This window comes from Rhizobium sp. NZLR1b (genome assembly GCF_019685155.1).
GTDB lineage: Bacteria > Pseudomonadota > Alphaproteobacteria > Rhizobiales > Rhizobiaceae > Rhizobium.
Genome location: NZ_JABDWC010000004.1, coordinates 311,013 through 329,721 on the forward strand (window position 1 = coordinate 311,013; position 18,709 = coordinate 329,721).

Annotated in this window: 18 protein-coding genes; 9 read left to right on the plus strand and 9 right to left on the minus strand. The window is 62.7% G+C overall.

The window, feature by feature from the left end:
* Positions 1–5 precede the first annotated feature (5 nt).
* From kdpB to HJB84_RS08185, 4 genes are all read right to left on the minus strand, one after another.
* The gene (gene kdpB, locus HJB84_RS08170) at positions 6–2,066 is read right to left on the minus strand and encodes a potassium-transporting ATPase subunit KdpB (protein ID WP_221115668.1); all 2,061 of its coding nucleotides are present in this window, start codon (positions 2,064–2,066) and stop codon (positions 6–8) included.
* 82 nt (positions 2,067–2,148) lie between these two features.
* On the minus strand, positions 2,149–3,852 hold the full coding sequence (gene kdpA / locus HJB84_RS08175) for a potassium-transporting ATPase subunit KdpA (RefSeq protein ID WP_221115669.1): 1,704 nt from the start codon (positions 3,850–3,852) through the stop codon (positions 2,149–2,151).
* A 67-nt stretch (positions 3,853–3,919) separates the two neighbouring features.
* Entirely contained in the window at positions 3,920–4,009 is a 90-nt protein-coding gene (locus tag HJB84_RS08180; protein ID WP_003547774.1) for a K(+)-transporting ATPase subunit F, read from the minus strand.
* Between the two features lie 299 nt (positions 4,010–4,308).
* Positions 4,309–4,668: a copper resistance protein CopC gene (locus HJB84_RS08185; protein ID WP_207585589.1), complete on the minus strand. Its 360-nt coding sequence runs from the start codon at positions 4,666–4,668 to the stop codon at positions 4,309–4,311.
* A gap of 495 nt (positions 4,669–5,163) precedes the next feature.
* Between HJB84_RS08185 and HJB84_RS08190 the strand changes: the two genes are divergently transcribed.
* Positions 5,164–6,207 (plus strand): NAD(P)-dependent alcohol dehydrogenase, encoded by a 1,044-nt coding sequence (locus HJB84_RS08190; protein ID WP_221115670.1) that lies wholly within the window; start codon positions 5,164–5,166, stop codon positions 6,205–6,207.
* Positions 6,208–6,222: 15 nt separating this feature from the next.
* Here HJB84_RS08190 and HJB84_RS08195 read toward each other — a convergent pair whose 3' ends face one another.
* From HJB84_RS08195 to HJB84_RS08210, 4 genes are all read right to left on the minus strand, one after another.
* Entirely contained in the window at positions 6,223–6,792 is a 570-nt protein-coding gene (locus HJB84_RS08195) for a DedA family protein (protein ID WP_221115671.1), read from the minus strand.
* A 40-nt stretch (positions 6,793–6,832) separates the two neighbouring features.
* The gene (locus tag HJB84_RS08200; protein WP_221115672.1) at positions 6,833–8,194 is read right to left on the minus strand and encodes an FAD-containing oxidoreductase; all 1,362 of its coding nucleotides are present in this window, start codon (positions 8,192–8,194) and stop codon (positions 6,833–6,835) included.
* Positions 8,191–8,652 (minus strand): DUF4126 family protein, encoded by a 462-nt coding sequence (locus HJB84_RS08205; protein ID WP_221115673.1) that lies wholly within the window; start codon positions 8,650–8,652, stop codon positions 8,191–8,193. Before HJB84_RS08205 ends, HJB84_RS08200 begins: the two co-directional genes overlap by 4 nt.
* An 89-nt stretch (positions 8,653–8,741) precedes the next feature.
* Positions 8,742–9,929: an acyl-CoA dehydrogenase gene (locus tag HJB84_RS08210; RefSeq protein ID WP_207585594.1), complete on the minus strand. Its 1,188-nt coding sequence runs from the start codon at positions 9,927–9,929 to the stop codon at positions 8,742–8,744.
* 175 nt (positions 9,930–10,104) lie between these two features.
* Here HJB84_RS08210 and HJB84_RS08215 point away from each other — a divergent pair, with 175 nt between their 5' ends.
* Positions 10,105–10,443 (plus strand): cupin domain-containing protein, encoded by a 339-nt coding sequence (locus HJB84_RS08215; protein WP_183834382.1) that lies wholly within the window; start codon positions 10,105–10,107, stop codon positions 10,441–10,443.
* Here HJB84_RS08215 and HJB84_RS08220 read toward each other — a convergent pair whose 3' ends face one another.
* Positions 10,444–11,397, minus strand: a complete 954-nt coding sequence (locus HJB84_RS08220) for a LysR family transcriptional regulator (protein WP_221115674.1) — start codon at positions 11,395–11,397, stop codon at positions 10,444–10,446.
* A 174-nt stretch (positions 11,398–11,571) separates the two neighbouring features.
* Here HJB84_RS08220 and HJB84_RS08225 point away from each other — a divergent pair, with 174 nt between their 5' ends.
* From HJB84_RS08225 to mmsB, 7 genes are all read left to right on the plus strand, one after another.
* Positions 11,572–12,777 carry an ABC transporter substrate-binding protein gene (locus HJB84_RS08225; RefSeq protein ID WP_221115675.1) on the plus strand — a complete coding sequence of 402 codons (1,206 nt, stop codon included), beginning with the start codon at positions 11,572–11,574 and terminating at the stop codon, positions 12,775–12,777.
* A gap of 5 nt (positions 12,778–12,782) precedes the next feature.
* Entirely contained in the window at positions 12,783–13,565 is a 783-nt protein-coding gene (locus tag HJB84_RS08230; RefSeq protein ID WP_221115676.1) for an ABC transporter ATP-binding protein, read from the plus strand.
* Positions 13,565–14,266 carry an ABC transporter ATP-binding protein gene (locus tag HJB84_RS08235; RefSeq protein ID WP_207585598.1) on the plus strand — a complete coding sequence of 234 codons (702 nt, stop codon included), beginning with the start codon at positions 13,565–13,567 and terminating at the stop codon, positions 14,264–14,266. The genes HJB84_RS08230 and HJB84_RS08235 overlap by 1 nt, the downstream gene beginning before the upstream one ends.
* Positions 14,267–14,270: 4 nt before the next feature.
* Positions 14,271–15,158, plus strand: coding sequence for a branched-chain amino acid ABC transporter permease (locus HJB84_RS08240; protein ID WP_221115677.1), 888 nt, complete (start codon positions 14,271–14,273; stop codon positions 15,156–15,158).
* Between the two features lies 1 nt (position 15,159).
* Entirely contained in the window at positions 15,160–16,149 is a 990-nt protein-coding gene (locus HJB84_RS08245) for a branched-chain amino acid ABC transporter permease (RefSeq protein ID WP_221115678.1), read from the plus strand.
* A gap of 69 nt (positions 16,150–16,218) precedes the next feature.
* A complete protein-coding gene (locus HJB84_RS08250; protein WP_221115723.1) occupies positions 16,219–17,814 on the plus strand; it encodes a GMC family oxidoreductase in 1,596 nt (531 codons plus the stop codon).
* Positions 17,815–17,823: 9 nt separating this feature from the next.
* Positions 17,824–18,705, plus strand: a complete 882-nt coding sequence (mmsB, locus tag HJB84_RS08255; protein ID WP_221115679.1) for a 3-hydroxyisobutyrate dehydrogenase — start codon at positions 17,824–17,826, stop codon at positions 18,703–18,705.
* Positions 18,706–18,709 lie beyond the last annotated feature (4 nt).

Genomic DNA, 18,709 nt, shown 5'->3' on the forward strand with positions numbered 1-18,709 from the left:
GTGTTTCAGGCGAGGCCGAGGGCTGCGACGGCCATGTCGATCGCCTTGATGCCGATGAACGGGACGATGATGCCGCCGAGGCCGTAGATCAGCAGGTTGCGCGATAAGAGCGCGCCTGCGCCGATCGGACGATAGCGCACACCTTTCAGCGACAGCGGGATCAGCGCGACGATGATCAGTGCGTTGAAGATGATCGCCGAGAGAATGGCGCTTTGCGGCGTCGAAAGCCCCATGACGTTCAGGACGCCGAGCTGCGGATAGAAGGTCAGGAACATCGCCGGGATGATGGCGAAGTACTTGGCGATGTCGTTGGCGATCGAAAACGTCGTCAGCGCGCCGCGCGTCATCAACAACTGCTTGCCGATCTCGACGATCTCGATCAGCTTCGTCGGGTCGCTGTCGAGATCGACCATGTTGCCGGCCTCGCGGGCGGCGACCGTGCCGGTGTTCATGGCGACGCCGACATCGGCCTGGGCGAGCGCCGGCGCATCGTTGGTGCCGTCGCCGCACATGGCAACGAGCTTGCCCTTGGCCTGTTCCTCGCGCATCAGCGCCAGCTTCATCTCCGGCGTCGCCTGGGCAAGGAAGTCGTCGACGCCGGCCTCGGCAGCGATGGCGGCTGCCGTCAGCGGGTTGTCGCCTGTGATCATCACGGTGCGGATGCCCATGCGGCGCAGCTCGGTGAAGCGCTCGCGGATGCCGCCCTTGACGATGTCCTTCAGCTGGATGACGCCGAGCAGCCTGCCGTCGCGGGCAACGGCCAGCGGCGTGCCGCCCGATTTGGCGACCTCGTCGGCGGTCGACTGCAGTTCGCGCACGACCTCGCTGCCATTCTTTGAAGGCGCGTCGCCATTGACATAGGTCAGCACGGCATCGACCGCACCCTTGCGGATCGAGGCGCCTTCAAGATCGACGCCGCTCATGCGGGTCTGGGCGGTGAAGGGCACGAAGGTCGCCTTGAGGCTCGCCATGTCGCGGCCGCGGATCGCATATTTCTCCTTGGCGAGCACGACGATGGAGCGTCCCTCGGGCGTTTCGTCGGCCAGCGAGGCGAGCTGGGCGGCATCGGCGAGATCCTGTTCGGAGACGCCGCGAACCGGGCGGAAACTCGTCGCCTGGCGATTGCCGAGGGTGATCGTGCCTGTTTTGTCGAGCAGCAGCGTGTCGACATCGCCGGCGGCCTCGACGGCGCGGCCGGACATGGCGAGCACGTTGAAGCGGACCAGGCGGTCCATGCCGGCAATGCCGATTGCCGACAGCAGCGCGCCGATCGTCGTCGGGATCAGGGTGACGAAGAGGGCGACGAGCACGATGATCGGGATCGAGCCGCCGGCATAGATGGCAAAGCTCGGGATCGTCGCGGTGGCCAGCACGAAAATCAGCGTCATGCCGGCCAGCAGGATGTTGAGCGCGATCTCGTTCGGCGTCTTCTGGCGTTCAGCGCCTTCGACCAGCGCGATCATCCGGTCGATGAAGGTCGAGCCGGCCGCCGCGGTGATACGGACACGGATCCAGTCGGACAGCACTTGGGTGCCGCCGGTCACCGCCGAGCGGTCGCCGCCGGATTCGCGGATGACGGGGGCGGATTCGCCCGTGATCGCCGCCTCGTTGACAGAGGCCACACCTTCGATGACTTCGCCGTCCGAGGGAATGATGTCGCCAGCCTCGACGAGCACGACGTCGCCGACCTTGAGGCTGGTGCCCGGCACCATGCGGTAGTCGCTGCCATTGTTGGCAGTCAGCAGCTTGGCCTGGGTCTCGGTGCGCGCCTTGCGCAGCGAATCCGCCTGCGCCTTGCCGCGGCCCTCGGCAACCGCCTCGGCGAAATTGGCAAACAGCACGGTGAACCAGAGCCAGAGATTGATCTGGAAGGAGAAGCCGAGATTGCCGTTGCCGGCCGCGAGGTCGCGCAGGAAAAGCACGGTGGTCAGCACCGAGACCGTGGCCACGACGAACATGACCGGATTTCTGGCAAGTGCCCGTGGGTCAAGCTTCTTGAAGGCGGCGCCCATGGCCGGAATGAGAATGCGACTATCGACGATACTCGCGGATTTTGCCTGGCTCATAAGAGGCTCCAGCTTGGAAAGAGGATGGCGAACCGGATGCCGGTCAGCCCTGTCAAATCGTGAGGATCGCTGCGGCATCACCTCAAAAGGTCTGGCCGGCGATCATCACCAAGTGCTCGACGACGGGGCCGAGCGCCAAGGCCGGGAAGAAGGTCAGGCCGCCGACGATCAGGATAGTGCCGACGAGCAGCCCGACGAAGAGTGGACCATCCGTGGGGAAAGTGCCTGCCGAGGCCGGAACCGTCTTCTTGCCGATCAGCGAGCCGGCGATGGCCAGTGCCGGGATGATGACCAGGAAGCGGCCGGCGAGCATGCCGATGCCGAGCGTCACGTTGTACCAGGGTGTATTGCCTGCCAGCCCGCCGAAAGCCGAGCCGTTATTGGCCGCAGCCGAGGTATAGGCGTAGAGGATTTCGGAGAAGCCATGCGGGCCGGCGGTGCCGATCGAGGCGACGGCGGACGGCAGCACCGTGGCGATCGCGGTGAAAACCAGCATGGCAAGCGGCAAGCAGAGGATGGCGAGAACGGCCATCTTCATTTCCTTCGCCTCGATCTTCTTGCCGAGATATTCCGGCGTGCGGCCGACCATCAGGCCGGCGACGAAGACGGCGACGATGATGAACAGCAGGATACCGTAAAAGCCGGCGCCGACACCGCCGACGATGACTTCGCCGAGCTGCATGTTGATCAACGGAACGAGGCCGCCGAGCGCGGTGAAGCTGCCGTGCATCGCATTGACCGCGCCGCAGGAGGCGGCGGTGGTGATGACCGCAAACAGCGAAGACAGGGCGACGCCGAAGCGGACTTCCTTGCCTTCCATGTTGCCGCCGCCAAGACCGAAGGCGTGCATCGATGGGTTACCAGCGGCTTCCGCCCAATAGGTGACGGTGACGCCGGCGAGGAACAGCACGCCCATCGTCGCAAGGATCGCCCAGCCCTGGCGCTGGTTGCCGACCATGCGGCCGAAGACGTTGGTCAGCGCCGCGCCGATTGCGAAGATCGAAACCATCTGGATGAGGTTGGAGATCGCATCGGGGTTTTCGAAGGGATGGGCCGAATTGGCGTTGAAGAAGCCGCCGCCATTGGTGCCGAGCATCTTGATCGCAAGCTGCGAGGCGACGGGGCCGACGGCGATCGTCTGCTGCGCGCCTTCGAGCGTCGTCGCATTGACATAGGGTCCGAGCGTCTGCGGCACGCCGAGATAGACATAGACAAGCGTCAGCACGATGCAGATGGGCAGCAGCACATAGAAGGTGGCCCTCGTCATATCGACCCAGAAATTGCCGATGGCCTTGCCCGACGTGCGCGCGAAGGCGCGGATGAAGGCAAGTGCGATGGCGATGCCCGTCGCCGCGGAGGCGAAGTTCTGGACGGTGAAGCCAGCCATCTGGGTCAGATAGGACATCGTGCTTTCGCCGCCGTAGTTCTGCCAGTTGGTGTTGCTGACGAAACTGACGGCGGTGTTGAACGAAAGCTCCGGCGGGACGGCCGCCATGCCGGCCGGATTATAGGGAAGGCCGGCCTGCAGGCGCTGCAGCGCATAAAGCACGATGACGCCGAGAAGGTTGAAGAGCAGCATGGCAAAGGCATAGGAGGTCCAATGCTGTTCCTCGCGTTCGCCCGTGCCGGCCATGCGGTAAAGTCGCCGTTCGATCGGAACGAGGACGGGTGACAGGAAAGTGCGCTCGCCGCTGAAGACACGCGTCATGTAGCCGCCGAGCGGTTTGACGAGCACCAGGATGATCCCGCAGTAAAGCAGGATCTGAAGCCATCCGTTGAGGGTCATGGAGGTAAACTTTCAATACCCGGCTGCTTCTCGGTCGCATGCGCGACCTCAGAAGCGCCAGTTCTTTTCAGAAGCGTTCCGGGCGAAGCAGAGCGTAGGTGAGGTAGACAGTGAGAAACACGGTTACGGCACCGCTCAAGACATAATCGAGGGTCATCGTCGTTTCTCCTGTCAAAGCCTGTCGCAGGCTCTTGTGTAGGCAAAGCACAGCGCGAAGAATATGATCGCGGTGCCAAGCAGAATGATATCCATCATGATCGTGACTCCTGTTGTTCTTGTTGGAGTCAGACAAGACAAAGGGCGCACACCCTGGGGGGGTCGCCTTTCATGCTTTCTGGCGTGGAGATGATCTTTTCGATCTCTCGGAGATCAATATGGAACCGAAGGGCATAAAGGTTCGAGACGAGCAAGGAGCCGTCAATATAAAAATCTCATAAATGCTTTTCAGCGAGCGAGCTAAGGATCGATCCGGAACCGGTATTGGCCTTGGGCGCTGCGGCCGTCCATCGAGAGGACACGCCAGTCGATGGTATAGAGGCCGGGCGCCATGGCAGGGTCGAGCGGGACCTTGAAGATCGATCCTTCAGGACCGGAGAGAAATGGCTTGCCGGTGGGAAGCGCCAAACCCTCAGCATCGAACAGGATGGCCGTCGAGCGGGCAAGATTGACCGGGCCGGTGAAGGTGAGCGCGAGATTGGCCGGCACCACCCTTTCTTCCTGCTGCGGCGGGAGCGATGCTTGTTCGAGGGCCGCAGACGCCCCACTTGCGGCAAAGAGCAGGGATGCGAACAGACAGAATGACACGATCGATTTCATGATGGTCTTCCTTATCTTGCTGATCCGCATCTGCCCGGAGTCATCATGCTTCCGTGGCGCCGTGCCGGCTCATGGCTAATAACGCTGTCGGTGGCGATTTCGATCCCTCGTCTCGACGACAACACGCACCGGCCGCGGCTGGCGGCCCTTCGGCAGTTCGACAATCGGGTCCACAAGCCGGCGCCAGAATTCCCGCAATGACCTTGATATCGTCAGGCCGCAAGACCGATTTCCGCCGACATTATCGGGATCTTTCTTCATCTCTCTGCCTGTCCTCATGGTCGGGATCTCGTATGGAGAATGTACTCTCCGACGGTCTCGGCTGGAATCATACAGAGGTCTTGGAACACAAATCTTTCGGATTATAGAGGCGGGCATTTCATCGCATGTTGAGCAAAAGCTTAATCTCTAAGATTGAATTGCCGCCCCTTCCCGTTTTATAGTCGCTTCAACGGCACTCGATGAACCGAGGGGCCATAGGGAAGGAAACCGACGATGACCAAAGTCCGTGCGCTTGTCCTCGAGCGCCAGCATGAGCTTGCGCTTCGTGATATCGATCTGCCGCTCGAAACCGGCCCGGGCGAGGTGAAGATCAGGATCCACACCGTCGGTGTCTGCGGTTCCGACGTGCATTATTACACGCACGGCAAGATCGGCCCCTTCGTGGTCAACGCGCCGATGGTGCTCGGCCATGAAGCAGCAGGCACGGTCGTCGAGGTCGGGGCCGGCGTCACGCATCTGAAAGTTGGCGACCGCGTCTGCATGGAGCCCGGCATTCCCGATCCGAATTCCAAGGCAAGCCGGCTCGGCATGTACAATATCGATCCGGCGGTGACCTTCTGGGCGACGCCGCCGGTCCATGGCGTGTTGACGCCGGAGGTCGTGCATCCCGCCAACTACACCTTCAAGCTGCCTGACAATGTCAGCTTCGCCGAGGGCGCCATGGTCGAGCCCTTCGCCGTCGGCATGCAGGCGGCGAGCAAAGCGAAGATTACACCCGGCGATACCGCCGTCGTCCTCGGCGCCGGGCCGATCGGCACGATGGTGGCGATTGCTGCCCTTGCCGGCGGCTGCGCCCGGGCGATCGTCGCCGATCTCGCCCAGCCGAAGCTCGATATCGCCGCGCAATATCAGGGCGTCATTCCGGTCAATATCCGCGAAAAGAACCTGAGCGAAGAGGTCGGCCGGCTGACGGACGGCTGGGGCACCGATGTCGTCTTCGAATGCTCCGGCTCACCGAAGGCCTGGGAGACGATCATGGCGCTGCCGCGCCCGGGCGGCGTCATCGTCGTCGTCGGCCTGCCGGTCAACCCGATCGGCTTCGACGTTTCGACGGCATCGACCAAGGAGATCCGCATCGAGACGGTGTTCCGCTACGCGCATCAGTATGAGCGCTCGATCGCCCTGCTCGGCTCGGGTCGCGTCGACCTGAAACCGCTGATTTCCGAGACCTTCACATTCGAGGATTCGATCAAGGCGTTTGATCGCGCCGTCGAGGCGCGGCCGAACGACGTAAAGCTGCAGATCGTGATGGAATAGGCCGTCTCATCGCCTTTACGAGCGCCTGGCGCTGAGTTTCATTTTGCGAAAGACCAGAGCCGCGCCTGCGACGACAGCCGCGCCTCCGGCTGCGACCAGCAGATGGCGGTGAAGGGGAAGGTGGCCTAATATCTGTTCGATGCCGTGTCCGAACAGGTAACCGAGCGCCGTGAAAAGCTGCCCCCACACCAGCGCGGCCGCGGCATTCAGGAGGACGAATTTTCCGGTCGGTATCCGTGTCGTGCCGATGACGATGGGGCTGATCGTCCGCAGCCCAACCAGAAAACGAAATGCAAGAATGAAACCGGTGGGATATTTTTCCAAAAGCGCGGTTGCGCGCGCCAGCGCCGGCTTTTCCTTCAGCCGGCGGACGAGGCTCCAGCTAGCCGCGTAACGACCGACGAGGAACCATAGTTGATCGCCGGCGAAAGATCCGGCCGTGGCCGCGAGCGACGCCGACCAATAGGGCAGCAGCCCGCGGTGTGAAATCACGCCGCCAAGGAACGCGGCCGTTTCGCCTTCAAAGGCGGCGCCCAGAAAGATCGCCAGCAGGCCGTAATTCTCGATCAGCAGTTCGATAGACACGCGGGGTCCGCCTCCAGCTGTCGATTTCCAAACATCACAGCTAAACCGGCTTCAGATCGCCAAGCAGCGTTGGAATCAACTCCGATACCGTCGGATGGATCGGTACCGACCATTGCAATGCCGGATAGGTCGTTCCCGCATTCATCGCATCGATCAAGCCGTGGATCACCTCGTCGCCCTCGATGCCGAGGATCGCCGCGCCGAGAATCTGCTTGGTCTCGGCATCGGCGATCACCTTCATGAAGCCCTTGGTCTCGCCGCGCTCGTTGGCGCGGCCAACCCGGCTCATCGGCCGGGTCGATACCATGATCTTGCGGCCGGAGGCGCGCGCCTGCTTCTCCGTCATGCCGACGCGGCCGAGTGGCGGGTCGATATAGAGCGCATAGGCCGGGATGCGGCTTGAAACCTTGCGGTCGTCGCCGTCGAGGAGATTGGCAGCGGCGATCTCGAAATCATTGTAGGAGGTGTGGGTGAAAGCGCCGTGGCCGTTGCAGTCGCCGAGCGCCCAGATGCCCTCGATATTGGTGGCGAGCCTGTCATCGACCGCGATGAAGCCGCGTTTGTCGGTGATGACGCCCGCGGCATCGAGGCCGAGATCGTCGGTGTTCGGCTTGCGGCCGGTGGCGATCAGCACATGGCTCGCATCGATCTTCGCCGGGCCGGCGGTGACGCTCACCCCGCTGCCGTTTCTGGCGAAGGCGATATTGCCGGCGTCGGTGTGGATGCCGATGCCTTCCGAGCGCAGGATGTCGGCGATCGCGTCTGATATATCCTCGTCCTCGCGCGATGCGAGCTTCGGGCCATGCTCGATGACGCTGACCCCGGCGCCGAAGCGGCGATACATCTGCGCGAATTCCAACCCGATATAGCTGCCGCCGATCACCACGAGATGCCGGGGCAGCGTGTCGAGATGGATGATCGAGGTGCTGGTGAGGTAATCGATTTCATTGATGCCCGGCAGGTCGGGAACGACGGGCCGCGCGCCGACATTGAGGAACATGCGCGGCGCGGTCAGCGTCTCGCCATTGACGCTGACGGTGTTGGGGCTCTCGAACCGGGCATGGCCGTAGATTACGCTCATGCCGTCCAGGCCGCCCAACCAGTCGATCAGGCCGTTGCGGGCATTCATCGTGACTTTTTCGGCGCGGGCTCTGACCACCTTCATGTCGACGGCGATCTCGCCGGGGATCCTGACACCATAAGCGGCGCCGCTTCTTGCGACATGGGCGGCGCGGGCGCTGGCGACCAGCGTCTTCGTCGGCATGCAGCCGGCATTGACGCAGGTGCCGCCGAGGAATTTTCGCTCGATCAGCGCCACCTTCATGCCCTTTTCGACCATGCGGGCGGCAAGCGACGGGCCGGCCTGGCCGGCGCCGATCACGATAGCGTCGAAGCTTTTCATCCGACGGCCCCCACGATCAGCACCGCGCCGATGACGGCGACGGCATCCTCGATGAGGGCGGCTGGCAGGTCCTTGCCGAAGGAGGCGGCAAGCCGGCTGCGGAGGGCAGCGCCGCCATAGGTGCCGATGACGGCGCCAATTACGCCGGCGATCAGCCCGCCGAACAACAGGCTGCTGGCCGCCCCGATGGTTGCGCCTGCCAGCGCGCCGGCGACGATGCGGGCGCCGAACTGCATCGGCACCTTGCGCGACGGCGTCGACGGCAACTGGTCGGCGATCAGTTCGACGACGGCGAGAACCGTGAAGATCCACGGCGTCCACTTGTAACCCATGAAGGCAAGCGGCGTCTGCGAGACGTCGAACCAGCCAAGTGCCGCACCCCAGGCGACGGCGGCCGGCGCCGTCATGGTGCGAAGGCCGGCAACGACACCGATCAGCAATGCAAGAAGCAGAAACATGCGATCCCCCTCTTTGCCGGCTTTGTGCCGCGAGAGGAAAGGTTGCACATTGTCAGGCGCCTGGCAATTCGCCTTGACGGGCCGGTGAATTAGTTCGCGAAAGCCGCGATGCCGGTGATCGCCCGGCCGATGATCAGCGCATGGATGTCGTGCGTACCCTCATAGGTGTTGACCACTTCGAGATTGACGAGATGGCGGGCGATGCCGAATTCGTCGGAAATGCCGTTGCCGCCGAGCATGTCGCGGGCGGCGCGCGCAATCTCCAGCGCCTTGCCGCAGCTGTTGCGCTTGAGGATCGAGGTTAGTTCCACCGGCGGATGGCCTTCCTCCTTCATGCGGCCAAGCCGCAGGCAGCCCTGCAGGCCGAGCGAGATCTCCGCCGCCATGTCGGCGAGCTTCTTCTGGATCAGTTGGTTGGCGGCGAGCGGCCGGCTGAACTGCTTGCGCTCCAGCGTGTATTGCCGTGCCCTGGCATAACAATCCTCGGCAGCACCGAGCGCGCCCCAGGCGATGCCGAAACGGGCCGAATTCAGGCAGGTGAACGGGCCCTTGAGGCCGGTGACGCCGGGCAGAAGATTTTCCTCGGGCACGAAGACCCCGTCCATCACCACTTCACCGGTGATCGAGGCGCGCAAGCCCACCTTGCCGTGGATGGCGGGAGCCGAAAGCCCTTTCCAGCCCTTTTCGAGGATGAAGCCGCGGATGAGGCCGTCCTCGGTCTTGGCCCAGACGACGAAGATATCGGCGATCGGCGCATTGGATATCCAGGTCTTCGAGCCGGTGAGGCTGTAGCCGCCGTCGACTTTTTTCGCGCGTGTCGCCATCGAGCCGGGGTCGGAGCCGTGATCGGGTTCGGTCAGGCCGAAGCAGCCGATCCATTCGCCGATGGCGAGTTTCGGCAGGTATTTCAGCTTCTGTGCTTCGGAGCCGAATGTTTCGATCGGCACCATGACCAGCGAGGACTGCACGCTCATCATCGAGCGGTAACCGCTATCGACCCGTTCGACTTCGCGGGCGATCAGGCCGTAGGCGACGTAACCGAGACCGGCGCCGCCATACTCAGGCGAGATCGTCGGGCCGAGCAGGCCGAGTTCGCCCATTTCGCGGAAGATCTGAGGATCGGTCTTTTCATTGCGGAAGGCGTCGAGAACGCGGGGCGCAAGTTTTTCCTGCGCATAGGCATGGGCCGTATCCTGCACCATGCGCTCCTCGCTGGTGAGCTGCTCCACCAGGCGGAACGGGTCGGCCCAGTCGAAAACCTCGCGCGTATGCTGCATGTCGGCGTCTCCTCACCCTTGAACTCAGGCTTGCCTCGCTCAAGCTCGCATAGACCCGCCAGCCGACCGCGTCAACAGAAGGCGGCCGTATCGAAAAGACAGCGCCCGCCATCTTTTCAAAAGCGTCGGCATGATCCACTTTGCCGGCGATCGATTCTGGAATGAGGAGACGGAAATGTCGTCAAGCGATCTGTTCGTATCGGCCGAAGGCGCCGAATGGGTCAACCCCGAGCCCGGCGTCGTCAGGCGCATCATGACCTATCTGCCTGAGATGATGATGGTGGAAGTGGCCTTCGAAAGCGGCGCTGTCGGTGCTGCTCATTCGCATCCGCACATCCAGGCAAGTTATGTCGCCGAGGGCAGCTTCGAAGTGACGATCGACGGCCGGACTGAGGTGCTGCGCCAGGGCGGCAGCTTCATCGTGCCCCCCAATCTCGTCCACGGCGTCAAGGCGCTGGAAAAGGGTCGGCTGATCGATGCATTCACCCCGCACCGGGCCGAGTTTCTCAAATAGTCAAGTTTCGGCTTCGGACCGGCGCGGCGCGCCTGCGGCGGTGACGTAGGGCGGCACGAAGCGCACATCCTCGCCGCGCACCGCCTCGCGCAGGAAATCGATGACGGCGCGAACGCGCGGCGCCTGTTTCAGGTCGCGATGGCAGGTGATCCAGTATTGGCGCTTGAGGTCGATTTCCTCGGGCAGCACGCGCACGAGCTCGGGATAACGGCTGGCGAAGAAGTAGGGCAGGATGCAGAGGCCGAGGCCGTTTCGGGTGGCGGTGAGCTGCGCGAAGATGCTGGAACTCTGGAATTGCGGCTTGATGCGCGGATGCACATCGCTCAGATAATCCAGGCCCGGCGCGAAGATCATTTCCTCGATATAGCTGACGAAGGGATGGCCGAGCAGGTCCTCGCGGCAGGTGATCTCAGGCGCCTTTGCCAGATAGTCGCGCGAGCCGTAGATCTGCAGGTGATAGTCGGTCAGCTTCTCGGCAAAATAAGGCCCGCCCTTCGGCTCGTCGAGCACGACGGAAAGATCGGCGTCCTTGCGTGACAGCGACATGATCTGCTGGATCGTTACCAGTTCCAGCGCCAGGTGCGGATGCTGGGCGGCAAACCGCGGCAGCACGGTCGCGAAGAAGAAATTGGCAAAACCTTCAGGCGCGCTGAGGCGCACGAGGCCGCGCTGCGCCATCGAGCCGTCGGCGAGATCGGCGCGCAGCCGCTCGGTCTCCTGCTCCATCCGCTCGGCTGTCTCGATGAAACGCGTGCCCATGGCGGTCAGCACATAGCCGCGCGGATTGCGCTCGAAGAGCTTGACCTTGAGGGTGAATTCCAGCCGGTCGATGCGGCGCGAGACCGTGGCATGGCTAGAGCGCAACTGCCGGGCCGCCGTCGAGAGCTGTCCAGTGCGGGCTACGGCTAGAAAAAACTGCAGATCGTCCCAAGTAAACTGCGGTGGATTGTTCATGGCGATCCCCTCTGTTCAAAAATGAACAGATACTGTTTGGAATTAGTTGTAAATCACCCGTTGCCTCAAGGCGGAATTTCCTTGATCGTAGGCTAAGGGTCGGCCGCTCCGAGGAGTGCGGCTGGCCAAATCTGAACAGATCCGCAATCTGGCCAATCTCTGGGAGGAGAGAATATGCGTAAGAATCTCATTGCATCAGTTGCATTTCTGCTTGCAAGCAGCACTGCGGTGCTCGCGCAGAGCGCGACCGACGGCAAGGTCAAGATCGGCATCCTGAACGACCAGTCGGGTGTCTATGCCGATTTCGGCGGCAAGTCTTCGGTCGAGGCTGCCAAGATGGCGGTCGAGGATTTCGGCGGCAAGGTGCTTGATGTGCCGATCGAGATTGTCGATGCAGACCACCAGAACAAACCGGATATTGCCTCCAACATCGCCCGCCAATGGTACGACACCGAGCAGGTGGATGCGATCATGGAATTGACGACCTCGTCGGTGGCGCTCGCCGTGCAGGCTATCGCCAAGGAGAAGAAGAAGATCGACATCGTCACCGGTGCGGCGACGACCGATCTCACCGGCAAGGCCTGCTCGCCTTACGGGTTCCATTGGGCCTACGACACGCATGCGCTTGCCGTCGGCACCGGCGGCGCCCTCGTCAAGCAGGGCGGCGACAGCTGGTTCTTCCTGACTGCCGACTATGCCTTCGGTTATTCGCTGGAACAGCAGACCAGCGATTACGTCAAGGCGAGCGGCGGCAAGGTCGTCGGCGCCGTCCGCCATCCGCTGTCGACCCAGGATTTCTCGTCCTTCCTGCTGCAGGCGCAATCATCCGGCGCCAAGGTGATCGGTCTCGCCAATGCCGGCCTCGACACCTCGAATGCCATCAAGCAGGCGGCCGAATTCGGCATCACCCAGGGCGGCCAGCATCTGGCGGCGCTGCTCTTCACGCTCGCCGAAGTGCATGGTCTTGGCCTCGAGGCGGCACAGGGGCTGACGCTGACGGAAGGTTTTTACTGGAACCGCGATGACGAAAGCCGCGCCTTCGCCAAGAAGTTCTTCGCCCGCACCGGCAAGATGCCGAACATGATCCACACCGGCACCTATTCGGCAGTGACGCAATATCTGAAGGCGGTGCAGAAGGCCGGCACCGACGAAACGGAAGCCGTCGCCAAGCAGCTGCATGAAATGCCGGTCGACGACGTCTTCGGCCGCGGTGGCACGGTCGGCGCCAATGGCCGGATGATCCACGACATGTACCTGCTGCAGGTCAAGAAGCCGGCTGAAAGCAAGGAGCCGTGGGATTATTTCAACGTGCTTGCCACCATTCCCGGCAAGGAAGCCTACATCGATCCCGCCAAGAGCGGTTGCGATCTGGTGAAGTGAGCGCAATGGCGGTTTCCGCAATTGAAACGCAGGAAAAGCCGCGGGTGGTATTGTCCGCCCGCGGCCTGCGCCGCGATTTCGGTGGCTTCACGGCCGTCAAGAACGTCGATCTCGACGTGCATGATGCGAGCGTGCATGCGCTGATCGGCCCAAACGGCGCCGGCAAGACGACGGTGTTCAACCTGCTGACCAAGTTCCTGCAGCCGACATCGGGCACGATCACGCTGATGGGCACCGATATCACCAAGACGCCGCCTGACAAGGTGGCGCGCATGGGACTGGTACGCTCCTTCCAGATCTCGGCGGTCTTCCCGCACTTGAGCGTTCTCGACAATGTGCGCGTGGCGCTGCAGCGGCCGAACAATCTTTCCACCCAGTTCTGGCGGCCGCTCTCGGCGCTCGACCGGCTGAACGCGCGCGCCGAGCAACTGCTTGCCAGCGTCGGGCTTTCCAAGGAGCGCGATCAGATCGCCGCCGATCTCTCCTATGGCCGCAAGCGGGTGCTGGAGATCGCCACCACGCTGGCGCTCGATCCCAAGGTGCTGCTGCTCGACGAACCGATGGCCGGCATGGGGCTTGAGGATGTCGCCGTCGTCTCATCCATCATCCGCGACGTCGCCCGCGACCGGGCGGTGCTGATGGTCGAGCACAATCTCTCCGTCGTCGCCAATATCTGCCAGCATGTCACCGTGCTGCAGCGCGGCGAAATCCTCGCCGAGGGCGACTACGCCACAGTCAGCCAGGACGAGCGCGTGCGCGTCGCCTATATGGGCACGGAGGAGCATTGATGGTCGCTCTCCTCGAAGTCCAGGGACTGAACGCCTGGTACGGCGAAAGCCACGTCCTGCACGGTGTCGACATGCGAGTGGCCGAAGGCGAGACGATCACCATTCTCGGCCGCAACGGCGTCGGCAAGACGACGACATTGCGCACCATCACCGGCATCGTGCGGTCCCGCAAGGGCAGGATCAGCTTTGCCGGCAGCGACATGATGCAGGTGCCGCTGCACAGGACGGCCCACCGCGGCATCGGCTTCGTGCCGGAGGAGCGCGGCATCTTCTCGACGCTGACGGTCTCGGAAAACCTGCTGCTGCCGCCGGTCGTGGCGAAGGGCGGCATGACGCTTGACGAGATCTACGAACTCTTCCCCAATCTCTACGAACGCCGCAGCAGCCCCGGCACTAAACTTTCCGGCGGCGAACAGCAGATGCTGGCGATCGCCCGGATACTGCGCACCGGCGTCAGGTTGCTTATTCTCGACGAACCGACGGAGGGACTTGCCCCCGTCATCGTCCAGCGTATCGGCGAGGTGCTGCAGACCCTGAAAGGACGCGGCATGACGATCCTGCTGGTCGAGCAGAACTTCCGTTTCGCCAGCCGTATTGCCGATCGCTTCTATCTGATGGATCATGGGCAGATGGTGTCGGAATTCCCGGTCGGCGAACTGCCGCAGCGCATGGATACGCTGCACAAGGTTCTGGGAGTATGACCAGATGACGATGATCTTCGGCATTCCCCTGCAGGCGTTGCTCGGCCAGCTGTTGATCGGCCTGATCAACGGCTCGTTCTATGCGCTGCTCAGCCTCGGCCTTGCCATCATCTTCGGCTTGCTCAGGGTGATCAACTTCGCCCATGGCGCGCAGTACATGCTCGGCGCCTTCGTCGCCTATCTGCTGCTGACCTATGCCGGCATCGGCTACTGGCCGTCGCTGATCCTGGCGCCTGTCATCGTCGGCCTTGCCGGTGCGATCATCGAGCGGCTGTTCCTGCGGCGGCTCTACGATCTCGATCCGCTCTACGGCCTGCTCTTCACTTTCGGGCTGGCGCTCGCGGTCGAGGGCACCTTCCGTTATCTCTATGGCTCGTCCGGCCAGCCCTATGCGACGCCGGCCGCACTGGCAGGCGGTGCCAATCTCGGCTTCATGTTCCTGCCGATCTATCGCGGCTGGGTGGTCGTCGTCTCGCTCGTCGTCTGCCTCGGCACATGGCTGCTGATCGAGAAGACCAAGCTCGGCGCCTATCTCCGCGCCGCCACCGAAAACGCGACACTGGTGCAGGTCTTTGGCGTCAACGTGCCGGTGCTGCTGACGCTCACCTACGCGCTCGGCGCCGGCCTCGCCGCCTTTGCCGGCGTGCTGGCCGCGCCGATCTACCAGGTCTCGCCGCTGATGGGCTCGAACATGATCATCGTCGTCTTCGCCGTGGTGGTCGTCGGCGGCATGGGATCGATCATGGGCGCGATCATCACCGGTTATGTGCTCGGCATCGCCGAGGGCCTGACCAAGGTCTTTTATCCCGAGGCTTCCAACATCGTCATCTTCGTCATCATGGCGATCGTGCTTCTCATCAGGCCTGCGGGCCTCTTCGGCCGGGATGCCTGACATGACCGACATCACCGACACCATTCAAACGGAAAAAAGCCGAACCGCCCTTTCGGTGCAGGCGGGCTTCCTCGCCATTGGGCTTTTGCTCCTGCTGCTCGCGCCGTTCTTCTTCTATCCGATCTTCCTGATGAAGCTGCTGTGCTTCGCGCTGTTTGCCTGCGCCTTCAACCTGCTGCTCGGTTATACCGGCCTGCTGTCCTTCGGCCATGCCACCTTCTTTGGCGGGGCCGCCTATTTCACCGCCTATACGGTGAAGGAATGGGGGCTGCCGCCGGAGCTCGGCATTCTGATCGGGGTGGCGGGTGCGGCGTTTCTCGGGTTGGTGATGGGCTTCTTCGCCATCCGCCGCCAGGGGATTTATTTCGCGATGATCACGCTGGCGCTGTCGCAGATGTTCTTCTTTTTCTGCCTGCAGGCAAAATTCACCGAAGGCGAGGACGGCATCCAATCGGTGCCGCGCGGCCATCTCTTCGGCTTCATCGATCTGAACAGCTCGACCAACATGTATTATTTCGTGCTGGCGGTGTTCATCATCGGCGTGCTGATCATCTGGCGTTTCATCAACTCGCCCTTCGGCATGATCCTGAAATCAATCCGCGAGAACGAGAATCGGGCTGTCTCGCTCGGCTATTCCGTCGCGCGTTACAAGCTCGGCGCCTTCGTCATGTCGGCAGCCCTTGCCGGGCTTGCGGGCGCGGTAAAATCGATCGTCTTCCAGTTTGCGACGCTCACCGACGTCGCCTGGCAGATGTCGGGCGAAGTAATCCTGATGACGCTGCTTGGCGGCATCGGCACGCTGGTCGGCCCGCTCTTCGGCGCCGGGCTGGTGGTGGCGTTGGAAAACTACCTCGCTACCTCGGAATTTCCGGTGACGATCATCACCGGCATCGTCTTCATGGTCTGCGTGCTGATCTTTCGTCGCGGCATTATCGGCGAATTCTACGCCTCGCGGCTGGGGCGCAAACTGGGATTCGTCTATCGCCGCTGAGCGGGCGAACCTCTTCCCGTCCCGCGGGGAGAGGGAAGCGGCAGGCATCTGAGGTTTCGTGTGGGGCACATGGATCATTACGACTATATTATCATCGGGGCAGGCAGCGCCGGCTGTGTGCTCGCCAACCGGCTGTCAGCCGATGGCAGGAGCCGGGTGCTGCTGCTCGAAGCCGGCGGCAGCGACAATTACCACTGGATCCACATTCCTGTCGGTTATCTCTATTGCATCAACAATCCGCGTACCGACTGGTGTTTCACCACGGCGCCTGAAGCCGGGTTGAACGGCCGGGCGCTGAGCTATCCGCGCGGCAAGGTGCTCGGCGGCTCCTCTTCGATCAACGGCATGATCTATATGCGCGGCCAGGCGCGTGATTACGATCTCTGGCGGCAGATGGGCTGCAGCGGTTGGGGTTGGGACGATGTCCTGCCCTTCTTCCGCAAGTCCGAGGATTTTTATCGCGGCGAAGACGAGATGCACGGCGCTGGCGGCGAATGGCGGATCGAGAAGGCGCGGGTGCGCTGGGCCGTGCTCGACGCTTTCCAGCAGGCGGCGAAGGAGGCAGGCATTCCGGAGACCGCAGATTTCAACCGCGGCAGCAACGAAGGTTCCGGCTATTTCGACGTCAACCAGCGTTCCGGCATTCGCTGGAACACCTCGAAGGCCTTCCTGCGCCCGGCGATGCGACGTTCTAACCTGACCGTGCTGACCAAGGCGCAGGTTCGGCGGCTGCTGGTCGAGGAGGGCGTCGTTGCCGGCGTCGAATTCCAGCATCGCGGCGAGCCGCAACGTGCTTATGCGGCAAAGGAGACCATTTTGTCAGCCGGGTCGATCGGCTCGCCGCATATCCTGGAATTGTCCGGCATCGGCAAGGGTGAGGTTCTCCGGCAGGCGGGCGTCGATGTCGTCACTGAGGTGAAGGGTGTCGGCGAGAACCTGCAGGACCATCTGCAACTGCGTCTGGCCTACAAGGTGACGGGCGTCCCGACGCTGAACGAGAAGGCGACGAAGCTGATCGGCAAGGCGGCGATCGGGCTCGAATACCTCATCCGCCGCTCCGGGCCGATGGCGATGGCGCCGAGCCAGCTCGGCATCTTCACCCGCTCGGGGCCGGACCGGGAAACGCCGGATCTTCAGTATCACGTTCAGCCGGTATCGCTGGAGAAGTTCGGCGATCCCGTCCATCCCTTCCCGGCGATCACCGCGAGCGTCTGCAATCTAAGGCCGGAAAGCCGCGGTTCGGTGCATCTGTCGAGCCCGGATTTCGCCGCCCAGCCGACGATCAGCCCGAAATACCTCTCGACGCAACGCGATCGTGACATAGCTGTCCGTTCAATACGGTTGACGCGCAGGATCGTCGCGCAGCCCTCGTTCGCACGATTCAAGCCGGAGGAATTCAAGCCGGGGCCGAGCTACCAGACCGAGGCCGATCTGGAGCGGGCGGCGGGCGAAATCGGTACGACGATCTTTCATCCTGTCGGCACCTGCCGCATGGGCGCCGACCGGGACAGCGTCGTCGATCCCCGGCTGAAACTGCGGGCGCTCGGCAAGCTCAGGATCGCCGACGCCTCGGTGATGCCGTCGATCACCTCGGGCAACACCAATTCGCCGACGATCATGATCGCCGAAAAGGCAGCGGCGATGATCCTCGAAGACAATCGATAGGAGAAGACCATGGCAAGGATCGCATTCATCGGGCTTGGCAATATGGGCGGGCCGATGGCGGCCAATCTCGTCAAATCGGGTCACGAGGTCCTCGGTTTCGATCTTGCGGCCTCGGTGCTGAAGGCGGCCGAAGAGAGCGGCGTCAAACCGGCAAGCCATGCCAGCCAGGCGGTCAAGGACGCCGAGATCGTCATCACAATGCTGCCTCAGGGCAGGCACGTGCTGACGGCCTGGACCGATATCCTGCAGACGGCGGCTCAAGGAACGCTGGTCATCGATTGCTCGACGATCGATGTCGAGAGCAGCCGCAAGGCGCATGAGATGGCCAAGGCCGCAAGCTGCCTTTCGCTCGACGCGCCCGTCTCCGGCGGCACCGGCGGTGCGACCGCCGGCACCCTGACCTTCATGGCGGGCGGCTCGGACGAGGCCTTCGCCAAGGCGAAACCCATTCTCGAGGCGATGGGCAAGAAGATCGTCCATTGCGGCGAGGCCGGTGCCGGCCAGGCGGCGAAAATCTGCAACAACATGATCCTCGGCATCTCGATGGTCGGCGTCTGCGAGGCCTTCGTGCTCGCCGAAAAACTCGGCCTCTCGCATCAGGCGCTGTTCGACGTCGCTTCGACCTCATCCGGCCAGTGCTGGTCGATCAATACCTATTGCCCGGTGCCCGGGCCGGTGCCGACCTCGCCGGCGAACAACGACTACAAGCCGGGTTTTGCCGCGGCCCTGATGCTGAAGGATCTGAGACTGTCGCAGGAGGCGGCGCTGGCGAGCGGCGCGTCAACGCCGATGGGTGCCGAAGCGGCCCAGCTTTTTGCGCTCTTCGAAAAGCAGGGCAACGGTGGACGGGATTTTTCCGCCATCATCGAGATGTTCCGCGAGAAGCCGTAAACGA